The 16,482-nt window shown below is 67.3% G+C and carries 15 protein-coding genes; 3 read left to right on the top strand and 12 right to left on the bottom strand.

What is annotated here, in order from left to right:
• The first annotated feature begins 574 nt into the window (after window positions 1-574).
• A complete protein-coding gene (locus ACQUSX_RS00535; RefSeq protein ID WP_428905030.1) occupies window positions 575-844 on the top strand; it encodes a hypothetical protein in 270 nt (89 codons plus the stop codon).
• A 54-nt stretch (window positions 845-898) separates the two neighbouring features.
• A complete protein-coding gene (locus ACQUSX_RS00530) occupies window positions 899-1,318 on the top strand; it encodes a rhodanese-like domain-containing protein (RefSeq protein WP_428905029.1) in 420 nt (139 codons plus the stop codon).
• 72 nt (window positions 1,319-1,390) lie between these two features.
• Here the strand turns inward: ACQUSX_RS00530 and ACQUSX_RS00525 are convergent, their stop codons facing one another.
• From ACQUSX_RS00525 to ACQUSX_RS00505, 5 genes are all read right to left on the bottom strand, one after another.
• The gene (locus ACQUSX_RS00525) at window positions 1,391-1,813 is read right to left on the bottom strand and encodes a cytochrome c oxidase subunit 4 (RefSeq protein WP_428905028.1); all 423 of its coding nucleotides are present in this window, start codon (window positions 1,811-1,813) and stop codon (window positions 1,391-1,393) included.
• A gap of 3 nt (window positions 1,814-1,816) precedes the next feature.
• A complete protein-coding gene (gene ctaD, locus ACQUSX_RS00520; protein ID WP_428905027.1) occupies window positions 1,817-3,553 on the bottom strand; it encodes an aa3-type cytochrome oxidase subunit I in 1,737 nt (578 codons plus the stop codon).
• A gap of 3 nt (window positions 3,554-3,556) precedes the next feature.
• Entirely contained in the window at window positions 3,557-4,456 is a 900-nt protein-coding gene (gene ctaC, locus ACQUSX_RS00515) for an aa3-type cytochrome oxidase subunit II (RefSeq protein WP_428905026.1), read from the bottom strand.
• Between the two features lie 89 nt (window positions 4,457-4,545).
• Entirely contained in the window at window positions 4,546-4,908 is a 363-nt protein-coding gene (gene erpA / locus ACQUSX_RS00510; protein ID WP_428905025.1) for an iron-sulfur cluster insertion protein ErpA, read from the bottom strand.
• 97 nt (window positions 4,909-5,005) lie between these two features.
• Window positions 5,006-6,421, bottom strand: coding sequence for a dipeptidase (locus ACQUSX_RS00505; protein ID WP_428905024.1), 1,416 nt, complete (start codon window positions 6,419-6,421; stop codon window positions 5,006-5,008).
• Between the two features lie 45 nt (window positions 6,422-6,466).
• Here ACQUSX_RS00505 and ACQUSX_RS00500 point away from each other — a divergent pair, with 45 nt between their 5' ends.
• The gene (locus tag ACQUSX_RS00500; RefSeq protein WP_428905023.1) at window positions 6,467-7,030 is read left to right on the top strand and encodes a DUF3043 domain-containing protein; all 564 of its coding nucleotides are present in this window, start codon (window positions 6,467-6,469) and stop codon (window positions 7,028-7,030) included.
• On the opposite strand, the gene ACQUSX_RS00495 is transcribed toward ACQUSX_RS00500, so the two are convergent.
• The 7 genes from ACQUSX_RS00495 to ACQUSX_RS00465 all read right to left on the bottom strand — a co-directional run bounded on the left by ACQUSX_RS00495 (window position 7,005) and on the right by ACQUSX_RS00465 (window position 16,479).
• Entirely contained in the window at window positions 7,005-8,054 is a 1,050-nt protein-coding gene (locus tag ACQUSX_RS00495) for a quinone-dependent dihydroorotate dehydrogenase (RefSeq protein ID WP_428905022.1), read from the bottom strand. The genes ACQUSX_RS00500 and ACQUSX_RS00495 overlap by 26 nt on opposite strands.
• Window positions 8,055-8,064: 10 nt before the next feature.
• Complete coding sequence (gene nrdR, locus ACQUSX_RS00490) at window positions 8,065-8,541, bottom strand: transcriptional regulator NrdR (RefSeq protein WP_428905021.1); 477 nt, start codon at window positions 8,539-8,541, stop codon at window positions 8,065-8,067.
• A gap of 24 nt (window positions 8,542-8,565) precedes the next feature.
• Window positions 8,566-9,885: a histidinol dehydrogenase gene (gene hisD / locus ACQUSX_RS00485; RefSeq protein ID WP_428905020.1), complete on the bottom strand. Its 1,320-nt coding sequence runs from the start codon at window positions 9,883-9,885 to the stop codon at window positions 8,566-8,568.
• A gap of 4 nt (window positions 9,886-9,889) precedes the next feature.
• Window positions 9,890-11,176, bottom strand: a complete 1,287-nt coding sequence (locus tag ACQUSX_RS00480; protein ID WP_428905019.1) for a hypothetical protein — start codon at window positions 11,174-11,176, stop codon at window positions 9,890-9,892.
• Between the two features lie 109 nt (window positions 11,177-11,285).
• Window positions 11,286-14,804 (bottom strand): DNA polymerase III subunit alpha, encoded by a 3,519-nt coding sequence (dnaE, locus tag ACQUSX_RS00475; RefSeq protein WP_428905018.1) that lies wholly within the window; start codon window positions 14,802-14,804, stop codon window positions 11,286-11,288.
• A 72-nt stretch (window positions 14,805-14,876) separates the two neighbouring features.
• Complete coding sequence (locus ACQUSX_RS00470) at window positions 14,877-15,902, bottom strand: hypothetical protein (RefSeq protein ID WP_428905017.1); 1,026 nt, start codon at window positions 15,900-15,902, stop codon at window positions 14,877-14,879.
• Entirely contained in the window at window positions 15,877-16,479 is a 603-nt protein-coding gene (locus ACQUSX_RS00465) for an RNA polymerase sigma factor (protein WP_428905016.1), read from the bottom strand. Before ACQUSX_RS00465 ends, ACQUSX_RS00470 begins: the two co-directional genes overlap by 26 nt.
• Window positions 16,480-16,482 lie beyond the last annotated feature (3 nt).

Below are 16,482 nucleotides of genomic sequence, written 5' to 3'. Positions count from 1 at the left end.
GTCGCGGCCGGCTCGGGCACTGAAGCGATCGTCGCCTGGGACATCGAGAGCGGTACGCAGCTGTGGCGTCGCAACACGCTTCCCGGGCGCAACCCTCGGGGCGTCGCTCATCGTGTGGCCGCCCTCAAGGCGTCAGACGGCTGGCAGGTGTCGGTGCCTGGACATATCGCCCCTCGGTGTGCGGCAGCGACTCGGATCGCTTCTGCCTGGAAGGCATTCTGCGGCCCGAGACCGACAATGCAAACGATCGGGTGTACGAATACTCGACCGCCGCACCCGAGCTCGCAGAGCTGTCGGGCATGGACTCCGGATACATCGACGGTGGATTCTCGCTCACCCGACGCGTGTCGATCAGTGATGAGGGACAGCTGCGCTATGGGGAGCACGGGGAGATGATGTGGTCGCGTCCATACGAGGAGGTGCTCGGTGAGGGCAGCGGCACCGGCGGCGGATGGGCTTGGCACGATCGGTCGGCAGACGGAGCGCTCCTGCTCGGCATGGGTTTCCAGAGATCGAGGATCTCGATCTCTCCAGTCCGCAGGAGGTCGTCCGTGCTCTCAACCGCGGACGAACCGTGCGACTGGATCGCGAGACCGGCCGCACGATCTGGTCGGTCGTGCGCTGCGCTCGCCCTCTCGGCAATGTCGAGCTCGACTCGATCTGGGAGAACCAGATCTATCCGCTTGCTCCGGCGTATGAGCTGTGCGGTCCGGACGGCGAGGTCGTGCCTGGTGCGCTTCCCCAAAGCGCCACGCTCGCGATCGCCGGCTACGACACAGCCGAAACCGTCGCGATCAACACCGCAGACGCACTCACGCTGTTCGAAGCGCACGCGGGCGAATAGCGACACCAGACACATTCGGCTCGGGGCCACCGCACGCGAGAGTAGCCTGAACGCATGATCGATCGCCAGGACTTCTTCGCCGCAAAGCTCGCCTACGAAACGGATGCCAGCGACCTGTACGCCGCTCGACGGTCCGGCACCGAAGTCGTGGTCATCGATGTGCGCTCCGACGAGGCGTGGGCGCAGGGACGTGTTCCGGGCGCCGTGCACATGCGCTACAGCGAGATCGCAGAGCGCGCCCCTCAGGAGATCCCTGCGGACAGCGAGGTCGTGGTCTACTGCTGGAGCCCCGGATGCAACGCTGGCGCCAAGGGTGCCCTGGAGTTCGCGAAGCTCGGCTACTCGGTGCGTGAGCTGATCGGGGGCTTCGAGTACTGGGTGCGCGAAGGCTACCCGGTCGAAGACTATGACGGCGCGCACCGTCGACCCGTCGATCCGCTGACCGGTATCCCCCGCATCCGCAGTCGCGCCTGACGAACCCTTCTGTCTTTACGCAGAAAAGGACCCCTGCAGCGAGTGCTGCAGGGGTCCTCGAACTCTGTGTGATCAGCGGGCGAAGTGCCCGCGGTAGTACTCGTACACCCAGCCGACGATCGCCACGACGAACAGCGCGACACCGATCGGGAGCAGGAAGTGACCGACCGCCAGTCCCGTGAGGAAGACCATCGCCGAGCCGGCCAGAACGATGGGCCACCACGACCACGGGCTGAACTCGCCCAGCTCGGGATCACCGTCATCGATGTCGGCCGTGAGCACGTCCTCAGGCAGCTCGCCACCCTGCGCGCGGTAGGTCTTGCGCAGGTAGATGGCGATCATGGCGCCCATGAAGGCGACGAAAAGCAGTGCGACGGTGCCGACCCACTCGACGTACCCGTGGAACGGGTCTGTCAGGCTCCATCCCGTGTAGATCACCGCCACGACGGCGAAGAAGACGGTGATGATCCACCAGAGGACGATATTGCTGCGCATGGCTTACTTGGCCTCTCCTGCTGCGGCGTGGCTCGGTGCTGCCACCGGGTGCTCCGCGGCCTCGGGGTGGTTCAGATCGAATGCGGGCCGCTCGCTGCGGATGCGCGGGATCGACGTGAAGTTGTGACGCGGCGGCGGGCAGCTGGTCGCCCACTCGAGCGACGAGCCGTAGCCCCACGGGTCGTCGACGGTGACCTTCGGCGCCTTGCGCGCCGTGATCCAGACGTTCAGGAAGAACGGCAGCATCGAAGCACCGAGCAGGACGGCGCCGATGGTCGAGACCTGGTTGCCCCACTCCCAATTGTCATAGCTCGCGTAGTCCGCGTAGCGGCGCGGCATGCCGTCCACTCCCAGCCAGTGCTGGACGAGGAACGTCATGTGGAACCCGATGAACAGCATCCAGAAGTGGATGTAGCCGAGACGCTCGTTGAGCATCCGTCCGGTCCACTTCGGCCACCAGAAGTAGAAGCCGGCGAACATCGCGAACACGACCGTGCCGAACACCACGTAGTGGAAGTGGGCGACCACGAAGTACGTGTCACTGATGTGGAAGTCCAGCGGCGGCGCCGCGAGGATCACACCGGTCAGCCCACCGAAGACGAACGACACGAGGAATCCGAGCGAGAACACCATGGGCGTCTCGAACGTGATCGATCCGCGCCACATCGTGCCGATCCAGTTGAAGATCTTCACGCCGGTCGGCACTGCGATGAGCATCGTCATCAGTGCGAAGAACGGAAGCAGGACGCCACCGGTGACGTACATGTGGTGGGCCCACACCGACACCGACAGGGCCGCGATGGCGATCGTCGCGTAGACGAGGGTCTTGTAGCCGAAGATCGGCTTGCGGCTGAACACCGGGAAGATCTCCGACACGATGCCGAAGAACGGCAGCGCGATGATGTAGACCTCAGGGTGTCCGAAGAACCAGAACAGGTGCTGCCACAGCAGCACGCCTCCGTTGGCGACGTCGTAGACGTGCGCTCCGAGCACACGGTCGGCGGCGGCGGCCAGGATCGCGGCGGCGAGCACAGGGAACGCCATCAGGATGAGCAGGCTGGTGATCAGCGTGTTCCACGAGAAGATCGGCATGCGCCACATCGTCATGCCGGGCGCGCGCATCGTGATGACGGTGGTGATGAAGTTGACCGCACCGAGGATGGTTCCGAAACCGGACATGCCGAGTCCGAGCATCCACAGGTTGCCGCCGACACCCGGCGAGAACGAGGCGTTCGCGAGCGGCTGGTACGCGAACCATCCGAACGATGCCGCGCCCTGCGGGGTGAGGAATCCGGCCACGGCCATGATCGAGCCGAAGGTGAACAGCCAGAAGGCGAACGCGTTCAGTCGCGGGAAGGCGACGTCCGGTGCGCCGAGCTGCAGCGGCAGGATCGCGTTGGCGAATCCGGCGAACAGCGGCGTCGCGAACATCAGCAGCATGATCGTGCCGTGCATCGTGAACAGCTGGTTGTACTGCTCCTTCGTGGGCACGATCTGCATGCCCGGCGCGAAGAGCTCTGCGCGGATGATGAGGGCCATCACGCCGCCGAGCAGGAAGAACAGCACGGAGGCGATCAGATACATGTATCCGATCGTCTTGTGGTCGGTGGACGTGAGCCACTTCACCACGATGTTGCCCTTCTGCTCCACGCGGGTGGAGGAGAGCAGCGCAGCCTGACGCGGCGGGATCGTGTTGGGACGAGAGCCCTGCGTCGTGGTGGGTTCAGCAGTGGTGGTCATGGCTTACTCCTCTTCCTCGGCACCCGTGCTCGCGCCGGTGCCGGGGAGGTTGCTGAGTCGGTCGTAGGCGTCGTTGATGTCGCCCGTGTTGCCCTTCTCGCGGAGGGACTCGAGGTAGGCGTCGTACTCGTCCTGCTCGACGACCTTGACGTTGAAGAGCATCATCGAGTGGTACTCGCCGCAGAGCTCGGCGCACTTGCCGTCGTACTCGCCCACGCGGGTCGGCGTGAAGGACCAGGTGTTGTCCTTGCCGATGTACATGTCCTTCTTGTAAAGGAAGTCGATGATCCAGAACGAGTGGATGACGTCGCGCGACTGCAGGTGGATCGTGACGTCCTGGTCGACGGGCAGCACAAGCGTCGGGAGCTTCTCGCGGTCGATGTCGCCCTGCTCGTCGGGGTGAGCCTGGACGCCCATCGTCCAGACGGCGTCGGAGTTGTCCTCCTCTTCGCCGTCGTACTGGAAGTCCCACGCCCACTGCTTGGCGATCGCGGTGATCTCGACGTCGGGGTCGTCCCACTGGGTCTCGATGGACGTCTGGTCACGCGCCGTGAAGAAGAACATGCCGAGCACGAGGATCAGCGGGATCACCGTGTAGAGGATCTCGATCGGCATGTTGTAGCGAAGCTGGACCGGCAGTCCGGTCTGGCCCTTGCGCCGGCGGTACATGACGACCGCCCAGCCCATCAGACCCCACGTGATGAGGCCGACGACGAGAAGCACCAGCCACGACGTGACCCAGAGGCCGGCGACTCGCTCGGTCTGGTTCGTGGCGGCCGTGCCGTCTTCTACGAAGCCCGGAAGGAACCCATGAAGTTCGGTGGGAGTACATCCCGCCAGAACCACAGCTGCCGCGACTCCCAACGGGAGTGCGGCCCAACGAAGGCGGCGTTTCGAGGGCACGATGCACCTTTCAGATCTCGGACAGGAGCAAACTCAAGTCTAGGGCAACCTCACACCTGATTCATGCCAACCACGCAGGTTGGCCGGGCTCAGTGGAAGCTGTCTCCGCATGCGCAACTGCCCGCAGCCTGGGGATTGTCGATCGTGAAGCCCTGCTCCGAGATCGTGTCCTTGAAGTCGATCGACGCGCCGTCGAGGTAGGGGACGCTCATGTTGTCGATGATGACCTCGACACCGTCGAAGTCGACGGTCTCGTCGCCCTCGAGGAAGCGCTCGTCGAAGTAGAGCTGGTAGATCAGGCCGGAGCAGCCTCCGGGCTGGACGGCGACGCGCAGACGCAGGTCGTCGCGTCCCTCCTGCTCGAGCAGGCTCTTCACCTTCTGCGCGGCGGCGGCGGTCAGGGACACGCCGTGCGCGGCGGTCTTCTCCGGGGTCAGGGTGGTGTCGCTCATCTCAACTCCTTGCACGTGCAGCACGGACTGCTGCTCATGCTCGATCCTACCGCCGGTCGCGCGCGCGGGGGCAGATCCTGCGCGCGCGGCGATGGCCTCAGGATGCTGCGTCGCGACCGTTCATGCGGGCGAGCAGCAGCGCCTCGGTGCGCACGGCGTTGCGGAACGTCTCGAGGTGCAGCGACTCGTTCGGGCTGTGCGCGCGCGAGTGCGGATCCTCGACGCCGGTGACGAGGATCTGCGCGCCGGGGAACTCGCGGACGAGATCCGCGATGAACGGGATGGATCCGCCGACACCGAGATCGACGGGGTCAGCACCGTAGCCGTCCGCCATCGCGCCGCGGGTCATCTCCACGGCCCAGCCCGAGGTGTCGACGAGGAACCCGTCGCCGAGATCGACATCGGCGAAGGTCAGCTCGGAGCCGAATGGCGCGTGCGCTCGGAGGTGTGCCTCCAGCGCCGCATAGGCGTCGGCGGCGCTCTGCCCAGGCGCGACGCGTGCGCTGATGACGACGCTGACCTCGGGCAGCAGGGTGTTGGACGCCTGTGCGACGCTGGTCGCGTCGATGCCTGTGATGGTGATTGCGGGCTTGTTCCAGATCCGGCCGAGGATGTCGTCGCGCCCGATGGGCGACGTGCCTTCGAGCAGGCCGGTCTCCTCGCGCAGCGTCTGCTCGCTGTAGTCCGGCGTCTGTCCTTCGCGAGAGATCATGCCCTCCACCGCCACGGCGCCGTCCGAGTCCCACAGGGTGGCCAGGAGTGTGACGGTCGCCATCATGGCATCCGGAACGGCTCCGCCGAACATGCCGGAGTGCGAAGCGTGCTCCAGCGTGCGCACCGTGAGCGTGAAGCGGGCGTTGCCGCGCAGCGACACGGTGAGCCCCGGAGTACGGGAGTCGAGGTTGCCGGAGTCGGCGACGACGATGGCATCCGCGCGCAGCGCATCCGCGTTGTCGCGCAGGAACCGGGCGAACGAGCGGGAGCCGTACTCCTCCTCCCCCTCGATGAACAGCGCGACGCCGAGGTCGAAGTCGTCGCCGAGCACCTCCGCGACCGCGCGCAGCGCGGCGATGTGCGCCATCACGCCCGCCTTGTCATCGGCTGCGCCTCGCCCGTACATGCGTCCGTCGCGCACAGTCGGCTCGAACGGTGGCGTCGACCAGAGCTCGTCGTCGCCAGGAGGCTGCACGTCGTGGTGCGCATAGAGCAGGATCGTGGGCCGTCCGCCGCGTGCAGCGCGCGTGGCGAGCACGGCGGGCTGGCCGAATTCGTCGGTGTCGTCGACGTGCGCGCGCAGCACCCGCACCTCGTCGAAGACGCCGGTGTCGCGGGCGAGCTCGGCGATGGCATCCGCACTGCGCTCCAACTGCGTCTGGTCGAAGGCCGGCCACGCGATGCCGGGTATGCGGACCAGCCGGCCCAGATCGGACAGCGCCGCGGGGATGCCGAGGGCGACCGCCTCGACGACGGCGGATTCGGATGCGGACAGTGCCGACGATGCTGACGAGGTCATGCGAGTAATCTTAAGGGTGAACCCGAATCCGAACTGAGGTCGAACGTGTCCAACCACACCCCCGCAGCCAACGACGACGCCTCCCAGACGCCCGCCGTGGGCAAGGGACGCGCGACGCCGACTCGCGCCGAGCGCGAGGCCGCGAACCGCCGCCCGCTCGTCGCCAACACGAAGGAGGCCCGCGCCGCCGCGAAGGCCGATCTTCAGGCTCGTCGCGAGCGCGCCCGTGTGGGCATGGAGAATGGCGAGGACAAGTACCTTCCCGCCCGCGACAAGGGTCCCCAGCGCCGCTGGGTGCGGGACTACGTGGATGCCGGATGGCACATCTCGGAGTGGCTGATGGCCGCCATGCTGCTGGTCATCCTGCTCAACCTGGTGCCGATCCCCTCGGTGCAGCTGTGGGCCATGGTCGCCCTGTGGGGTTACATGCTCCTGACCATCGGCGACATGGTGCTGCTGAACTTCCGCGTCAAGCGCAAGATCGACGCCAAGTTCGGCGCGGAGCGCCGCGAGAAGGGTCTGGGCTGGTACGCGGCGATGCGCGCGCTGCAGATGCGCTTCATGCGTCTGCCCAAGCCGCAGATCAAGCGCGGCCAGTACCCCGAGTGAGGCTCTGCCGCGACAGACCGCGGTTGATCTGACGCGCCCACAGCGGGCCGCGGTAGAGGAACCCGGTGTAGCCCTGCACGAGGGTCGCACCGGCATCGAGACGCAGCTGCACGTCCTCAGCGTCTTCCACTCCCCCGACGGCGATCACGCAGAAGTCGGCCGGAACGGCCGATCGCACGACGGCGAGAACCTCCAGCGAGCGATCCTTCAACGGTGCGCCGGACAGACCACCTGCGCCCGCAGCATCGACGACGGCCGGGTCGGTGCGCAGGCCATCGCGGCTGATGGTGGTGTTGTGCGCGATGATGCCGGCCAGTCCCTCGTCCACGGCGAGGCGGGCGATCGCGGCGATCTCCTCATCCGGCAGGTCCGGGGCGATCTTCACCAGCAGGGGCGTCGCACCTGCTGCATCCTTCACCGCTCGCAGCAGCGGAGCGAGCGTCTCGACCGCCTGCAGGCCGCGAAGACCGGGGGTGTTCGGCGATGACACGTTCACCGCGAGGTAATCGGCGAGCGGAGCGAGCCTCGTCGCAGACGAGACGTAATCGCCGATCGCGTCCTCGACGGCGACCACACGGCTCTTGCCGATGTTGACGCCGATCACCGCGCGGGGCGCGCGACGTCGCAGCGCCTCGAGGCGTCGGGCCGCGGCATCCGCACCGTCGTTGTTGAAGCCCATCCGGTTGATGACGGCGCGATCGGGTACGAGGCGGAACAGCCGCGGCTTCGGATTGCCCTCCTGGGCGATCGCGGTGATCGTGCCGATCTCGACGTGACCGAATCCGAGTGCATCCAGACCACGCACGCCGACGGCGTTCTTGTCGAATCCGGCGGCGACGCCGAATGGCGAGGGGAACGTGAGTCCGAGCGCATGCACCTGCTGCTCCGGACGGGCCGCGGTCAGCGGACGCACCGCCCAGGAGAGCGGCCGGACGCCGAGGACGCGGATGACTGCCATGGCGGCGTGGTGCGCGAACTCGGGATCGAAGCGCGTCAGGACGTGGCGAAAGAGCAGTGAGTACATCACTGCCAGGCTACCGGTCGGCGCGTTCCGCTTCCGCCGCGGCGTGATCCGCCCGGAGGTCGCCGATGGCCTGCTCGAAGTCCTCGAGCGAGTCGAACTCCTGATAGACGCTCGCGAAACGCAGGTAGGCGACTTCGTCCAGTTCGCGCAGCGGTCCCAGGATCGCCAGCCCGATCTCGTTGGTGTCGAGCTGCGAGACGCCGGTCTGACGCACGGCCTCTTCCACCTTCTGCGCGAGCACGGCGAGATCGGCCTCAGTCACGGGCCGTCCCTGGCACGCCTTGCGGACGCCGGAGATGACCTTCTCGCGGCTGAACGACTCCAGCACGCCGGAGCGCTTGATCACCATGAGGCTCGCCGTCTCCGTCGTCGAGAAGCGTCCTCCGCATTCAGGGCACTGCCTGCGGCGACGGATCGACAGTCCGTCGTCGCTCGTGCGCGAATCGATGACGCGTGAGTCAGGGTGACGGCAGAAAGGGCAATGCATGATCCCTCAGCGTACCCGTTCGCCTCAGAGCGAGCCGGGAGTCGGCCGGAAGCGCGCTTCGACGGCGTCGCCGTGCGCCGGCAGCACCTCGGCGGCCGAGAGGGAGACCACCCCGGCGCGCACTCGCGCGAGTGCGTCGCGGTCGTACTCGATGACCTGCTGCGGGCGCAGGAACGTGTATGCGCCGAGTCCGGGCGCGTAGCGCGCCTGTCCTCCGGTGGGCAGCACGTGATTGCTGCCGGCCATGTAGTCGCCGAGGCTGACCGGCGTCTGATCTCCGACGAACACGGCACCAGCGCTCGTGAAGCGCTCCGCGGCCTCAGCCGCGTCTTCGAGATGCAGTTCCAGGTGCTCGGGCGCGTAGGCGTTGCTGAAGGCCTCGGCCATCGAACGGTCATCGACCAGCACGATCGCGGACTGCGGACCGGCGAGGGCCGTCGCGACGCGCTCGGCGTGCGTCGTGGACTCCGCACGGGCAGCGACCTCGGCAGCCACGCGCTCGGCGAGTTCAGGCGCATCGGTGACGAGCACGGCGGATGCCTGCTCGTCGTGCTCCGCCTGGCTGATCAGATCGGCGGCGATGAGCACCGGATCGGCCGCGGCGTCGGCGACGATGAGGATCTCGGTGGCGCCGGCCTCGGAGTCGGTGCCGACGACACCGGCGACGGCGCGCTTCGCCGAGGCGACGTAGTTGTTCCCGGGGCCGGTGACGACGTCCACCGGGTCGAGGCAGATCTCGGCGACGCCGTATGCGAGGGCGCCGATCGCTCCGGCGCCGCCGATGGCGTACACCTCGTCGATGTCCAGCAGCGCCGCGGCCGCCAGAATGGTCGGGTGCACCCGGCCGCCGTGCGCGGCCTGCGGCGGCGAGGCCAGCGCGATGGCGGTGACGCCGGCGACCTGGGCGGGGACGACGTTCATGACGACGCTGGATGCCAGGGGGGCCTTGCCGCCCGGGATGTAGACACCCGCGCGTGTGACCGGCTGCCAGCGCTGGGTGATGCGCGCACCGGGACCGATCTCGGTGGTCTGCCCCGCCGGCACCTGCGCCTCCGATCCACGGCGAACGCGCTCGATCGCCTCGACGAGGGCGGCGCGGACATCCGGATCAACGGATGCCGCGGCCTCGTCGATGTGCTCAACGGGCACGCGGATGGCGTGGTCGCTGACTCGGTCGAACTTCTCGGCCTGCTCGCGCAGTGCGGCCTCGCCCTGCGTGCGCACGGCATCGACGATGCGCGCGGCGGTCTCGAGCGCCTCGGCGCGTGCCTGAGTGGCCCGCGGCACTGCGGCCAGCATGTCAGCCGGTGCGGGGCTCTGCCCGCGGAGATCGATGGTGCGCACGCACTCAGCCCTTCGTGATGTCGGTGATGTCGTGGAGATAGCCGATGCGTCCGTCCTCATGGCGGACGACGTATGCGCCGCCGCGGTCCTCGATGACCAGCGTCCACGCGTGCGGTCCGATGCGGAACAGCGGCTGGCCGTGCTCGTCCAGCACGTCGCGCTCGGTCATCGCGAGAATCCAGAACGGCTGCGGAGCGATGTCATGCCGCGGCCGTGTCCGGTCGGGGTCGTCATCCGGGGCGTGAGGCTGCTCACCCACGACGGGGAGTCGAGTGGTGGCGTCGCTGTCGTCCGCGAAGATCTCCTCGAGCACGCCGACCGGATCGGTGTGGTGATCCTTCTCCGGTGCGGCGCCCGCGGCATCGGGCTCCGCCCCCGCCTGCACCTCGCCGGTCACAGCGGGAAGGTCCGACTCGACGATCGGCATCGCGCGAGCGTCGTCGGCAGAATCGACCGCCTCGGCCCTGGGCGCGCTCGCATCGGCACCCGCTTCGGCATCCGCAGCGCCTGCCGTTTCGGCATCCGCAGCGGGATCCGCGACGGCGCCGCGATCCGGGGCGGGTCGGGCGGGGCGCGGCCGCGCGATGACGGGTCGCACCGGATTCGCGTTGCGGTGCGCGAGCGTCTCCATGCGCCCCTCGAAGTCGTCGCGCAGACGAGGGATCAGCGGGGCCGCCACTGTCGCGGCGACGAGCACCAGCGTCGCCAGCAACGAGACGATCGTCACCCACGTGATCAGGAACATCCCCGTCTCGATGGTGGCTGCGGTCTGCGACCAGAGCACCTGCGCCCAGCTGACAGCAGCCACTGCGGCCGCGACGGAGGCGAACTGGTCGATGCCGAGCGAGCCCACCCGGCGGATGCCCTCCGGCGAGAATCTGCGGAGGACGACGAGGAAGGTGGCGGCCGTCGGCACGCCGACCGGGAGGATCCAGCCGATTCCGCTCGTCCAGATCGAGCCGCCCACGACGCCGACGGGGAAGAAGGACACGATGAACGCGACGAGCCATGCCCCCACGATCACGAGCTCGCGGAGTGTGAACCCGAGGATGCCGGTCTCGGGCTGAACCTGATCCTCGTAGAACACCGCATCGTCGGCTGCGTCGAACACCGATGGCGCGGATGCCGGGGCATCCGAGGTCTCGTTCGACGAAACACCGGCGGAGCCGAACGGCGACGGCTTCGCACCGGCGCTCCCGAGCCAGCCGAGTTCGCGATCGATGCGACCGGCATCCGGGACGTCGGTGTGCGGCTGCTCACCGGGGGTGGCGTTCGCGTTGTCGAAGCTCATCGAGCGGGTCCTTTCGTCGCTGTCATGTCGTCGTCACGGTCAGATCGCGCGAGTCACGATCCTACCGATCCGGCCCGAGTAATCCGTGGGACGCCTCTCCTCGTGCCGATCAGCCGAGGCAGGTGGGCCCCAGCAGCGATTTCAGATCACCGAACAGGTCCGCTGAGACCCTGACCGGCATCGGCACCTCGAAGACCTTCGCGGAGCCGCCGCGATGCACCCTCAGCAGCACCTCCGTCTCACCGGCGTGGCGCCGCAGCACCTCGGCGAGCTCGTTCATCACGCGCTCGGTGGCGCGCTGCTCCGCCACCAGAAGCGCCAGCGGCCCTGAGGCGTCGAAGGAGCCCACGTCGGGAGCGAACGTCGACTGCGCATGGAGGTTCAGCCCGTCATCGCGCCGAGAGACGCGCCCGCGCACAGCCAGGATGGCATCCTGCTGCAGCGTGTGCTGGAACTCGGTGTAGGTCTTGCCCATGAACATGACCGTCACCTCGCCGTTGAAGTCCTCGACGGTGATCATGCCGTAGGGGTTGCCGCTGGCCTTCGCCACACGATGCTGCACACTCGTCACGAGCCCGGCGACGGTGACCTGATCGCCGTCCTGAAGATCCTCGGAGGTCAGCAGATCGTTGATCGAGATCGAGGCGTGCTTCGCCAGCGGCACCTCGAGCCCGGCGAGGGGGTGGTCGGAGACGTACAGCCCCAGCATCTCTCGCTCGAAGGCGAGCTTGTCCTTCTTGATCCACTCCGGACGATCGGGAACCTTCGCCGGCGGCGCCTCCTCCGTCCCGTCGTAGAGGCTGTCGAAGTCGAATCCGATGGCGCCCTGTGCCTCGTTGCGCTTGCGATCCACCGACGCCTCGACGGCATCCTCATGGATCTCCATCAGCGCACGTCGCGTGTCACCCATCGAGTCGAAGGCGCCTGCCTTGATGAGCGACTCCACGGTGCGCTTGTTGGCCACGTGCAGCGGCACCTTGGTCAGGAAGTCGTGGAACGACGTGAACTTGTCGTCCTCGCGGGCGGCGATGATGCCGTCGACGACGTTGCTGCCGACGTTGCGCACCGCTCCGAGGCCGAAGCGGACGTCCTCGCCGACTGCGGCGAAGAAGTTGATCGACTCCGAGACATCCGGCGGCAGCACCCGGATGCCCATCCGGCGGCACTCGTTCAGGTACAGCGCCATCTTGTCCTTGGAGTCGCCGACGCTGGTGAGGAGGGCCGCCATGTACTCGGCCGGGTAGTGGGCCTTCAGGTAGGCCGTCCAGTACGAGACCATGCCATAGGCGGCGGAGTGCGCTTTGTTGAACGCGTAGTCCGAGAAGGGCAGCAGGATGTCCCACAGCGCCTTGACCGCGCCTTCACCGTAGCCGCGCTCCTTCATGCCTCCCGAGAAGCCCTCGTACTGCTTGTCGAGCTCGGACTTCTTCTTCTTGCCCATCGCGCGTCGCAGGATGTCGGCTTGGCCGAGACTGAAGCCGGCGACCTTCTGAGCGATCGCCATGACCTGCTCCTGGTAGATGATCAGTCCGTAAGACTCTTCCAGGATCTCGGCAAGCGGTTCTTCCAGTTCGGGGTGGATCGGCGTGATCGGCTGCTGGCCGTTCTTGCGCAGCGCGTAGTTGGTGTGCGAGTTCGCCCCCATCGGGCCCGGGCGGTACAGGGCGATCAGTGCCGAGATGTCGCCGAAGTTGTCTGGTTTCATCAGACGCATCAATGAGCGCAGCGGCGGGCTGTCGAGCTGGAAGACGCCGAGCGTGTCGCCGCGGGCGAGCAGGTCGTACACCCCCCGGTCGTCGAGTTCCAGGTGCTCGAGGTCGAGCTCCTGACCGCGGTTCGTCCGGATGTTGTCGAGCGCGTCCGAGATGATCGTGAGGTTTCGCAGCCCCAGGAAGTCCATCTTGATCAGGCCGAGCGACTCACAGGACGGGTAGTCGAACTGCGTGACGATCTGGCCGTCCTGCTCGCGCTTCATGATGGGGATGATGTCGAGCAGCGGCTCGGACGACATGATCACGCCCGCTGCGTGCACACCCCACTGCCGCTTCAGGCCTTCGAGTCCGAGTGCTCGGTCGAAGACCGTCTTCGCCTCCGGGTCCGTATCGATCAGCGCGCGGAACTCGCTGGCCTCCTTGTACCGCGGATGGGCGCTGTCGTACATGCCGCTGAGCGGCATGTCCTTGCCCATCACGGCCGGCGGCATGGCCTTGGTCAGCCGGTCTCCCATGCTGAACGGGAAGCCCAGGACGCGCCCGGCGTCCTTCAGCGCCTGCTTGGACTTGATCGTGCCGTAGGTGACGATCTGCGCGACGCGCTCGGAGCCGTACTTCTCGGTGACGTACTCGATCACCTCGCCACGGCGCCGGTCGTCGAAGTCGACGTCGAAGTCGGGCATCGAGACGCGATCGGGGTTGAGGAAGCGCTCGAAGATGAGTCCGTGCTCGAGCGGGTCGAGGTCGGTGATCTTCATGGCGTACGCCACCATCGACCCAGCGCCGGAACCGCGCCCCGGACCGACCCGGATGCCGTTGTCCTTGGCCCAGTTGATGAAGTCCGCGACGACCAGGAAGTACCCGGGGAAGCCCATCTGCAGGATGATCCCGGTCTCGTACTCGGCCTGCTTGCGCACCTTGTCGGGGATGCCGTTCGGGTAGCGGTAGTGCAGCCCTGCCTCGACCTCCTTGACCAGCCAGCTGTCCTCGGTCTCGCCCTCAGGCACCGGGAAGCGCGGCATGTAGTTGGCGGAGGTGTCGAACTCGACGTTGCAGCGCTCGGCGATAAGCAGCGTGTTGTCGCACGCCTCAGGGTGGTCGCGGAACAGCTGGCGCATCTCCTGCGCGGTCTTGATGTAGTAGCCGTCGCCGTCGAACTTGAATCGGTTCGGGTCGTCCATGGTCGAGCCGGACTGCACGCACAGCAGCGCCTCGTGGGCATCGGCCTCGTGCTGATGGGTGTAGTGCGAGTCGTTCGTGGCGACCAGCGGAATGTTCAGGTCCTTCGACAGCCGCAGCAGATCGCTGATGACCCGTCTCTCGATAGACAAGCCGTGATCCATGATCTCGGCGAAGTAGTTCTCCTTGCCGAAGATGTCCTGGAACTCGGCTGCGGCCGCGCGCGCCGCGTCGTACTGCCCCAGTCGCAGGCGGGTCTGGATCTCGCCCGACGGGCATCCGGTCGTGGCGATGAGCCCCTTGCCGTAGGTCTGCAGCAACTCGCGATCCATGCGCGGCTTGAAGTAATAGCCCTCGATGCTGGAGAGCGAGCTCAGCCGGAACAGGTTGTGCATGCCCGCGGTGGTCTCGCTCCACATCGTCGTGTGGGTGTAGGCGCCGGAGCCCGAGACGTCATCGCTCTTCTGGTCGGGTGATCCCCACGCGACGCGCGAGCGGTCGCTGCGGTGAGTTCCGGGCGTGACGTAGGCCTCGAGACCGATGATCGGCTTGACCCCGGCGGATCTGGCCGCGTTGTAGAACTCGAAGGCGGCGAAGGTGTTCCCGTGGTCGGTGACGGCGATCGCCGGCATCTCGTAGTCGGCGGCGGCCTTGGTCATCGACGCGAGCTTCGCGGCTCCGTCCAGCATCGAGTATTCGCTGTGGACATGCAGATGCACGAAGGAGTCGGATGCCATGTCCTCGAGTCTACGAGGCGGCCCCGACACCGGAGGCCGGTGCGGGGGCCGCTGAGGAATCGGGTGGCGTGGTCACGGCCTCCGGACTGAGGCCGGGATCTCATCGATGACCGTGACGAAGACGCGGCTGGACCAGAGATCGTCGTCCGGGCCGCCGCGACCGACGATGAGCCCCTGAGAGGTGTCGACGTCGACGGTCTGCATCCAGGTGCTCTCCCCGCCCTCCGGGAACGCGATCGTCGTGATGTCCCCATCGACGCGCTCGACGCGTGCACCATCGACTCTGGCCAACGCTTTGAACATCGCCGCACGAAGCTCCGCGGGCGCGAGGTTGAATTCGATCGGCTCCCCCAGTCGCGGCGGAGCGCAGGTCGATTGCGGCGCGTCCTGGTTGTCCTCGAGCCAAGTCACGAGCTCTGCCGGGTCTCTGGGCATCCGGTCGTAATAGCACTCAAGTGCGTTCCGATGAAACTGTGCGTCCGGATCGACGGCGTCCGGCTCGCGGTACAGCCCACCCTCATACACCTGGACGCCGAGACGGTCCGGCTCGAGGGCAACGCGGGTAGCTGCCTGCACGTCAGGTCCGGATGCAGCGAGCACCTTCTTCGACTCGGCATAGTCCTCGATCCAGTCGTCTGAACGATCAGCAGGAACATACAGCGACCGCGAGATCTGAAGAGTCAGTTCGGTCTCCTGTCGCGTGCTGTCCAGAACGCCGCCGTCGGGAGCGGTCGAATCAGGCTTCCAGCCGAGCTTCTGCGTCGACACCTCCTGGATCCTGATGTACTGCCCGGGCGCCGGATCGAGCACGGCCGCCTTGAGGGTTGTCTCGGCGGCAGACTCCAGCACCTGGGCTGCGGACGCACTCGGCGCCGTGGCCGGTGCCAGCACCGACCCCACGACGATCGCAGTCACCGCAGTGCCCGCGACGAGCCCGCCGATGCCGATGCCCGCCCATCTCGGCATCCGTCGACGGCGACCGGGCGGGGCGCTGCGCGCGATCTCGCCGCGCAGAGCGCCCCGCGCCGCCGCGACTGTCCGTTCCTCGACCACCGTCTGATCAGCGCCCAGCTCACGCACCTGTTCCATAAGCGACATCGCTCTCCTCCTTCGCCATCCAGGTCAGTCGGGCCGCGGAGTGCGATCCCGGGGGTGCGAGCTTTCGACGAACGCGGTTCAGGCGCGATCGCACCGTGCCGACGGGCACGTCCAGGGCGAGCGCGATCTGCTCGTAGGTCAGATCCGCCCAGGCGTACAGCAGCAGCGTGTCGCGATCCTTCGCCGACAGCGCGGCGATCCGCGGAGCCAGCGCGCGCAGCGCAGCATCCGCATCCATCCGGTCATCGGCGGCGCCGTGCCCGCCCTCGGCGACCGTGGCAGCCCCGGACGCCGCCTCGAACGAGCGCCACTGACGCGCCTCGTCGGCACGGTGCCGCTTCACGATCCGCGTCGCGATGCCGAGGAGCCACGGCAGCGCCGATCCGGTGCTGCGGTCGAACGACGTGCGCCGCCGGAACGCCACGAGAAACGTCTCGCTGAGGGCGTCGTCCACGGCGTCCGCGCCCACGCGGCGACGGATGTACCCGCCGACTGGCCGGACGTGCCGCTCGAAGATGCCCGAGAAGGCCTCGGGTTCGTCGATCGATCGTTCGATGATCTCGCTGCCTGTGCTCACACC

This window comes from Microbacterium alcoholitolerans (assembly GCF_050408615.1).
In the GTDB taxonomy this organism is placed as follows: Bacteria; Actinomycetota; Actinomycetes; order Actinomycetales; family Microbacteriaceae; genus Microbacterium.
This window is presented reverse-complemented; position numbering and strand designations above follow the sequence as displayed.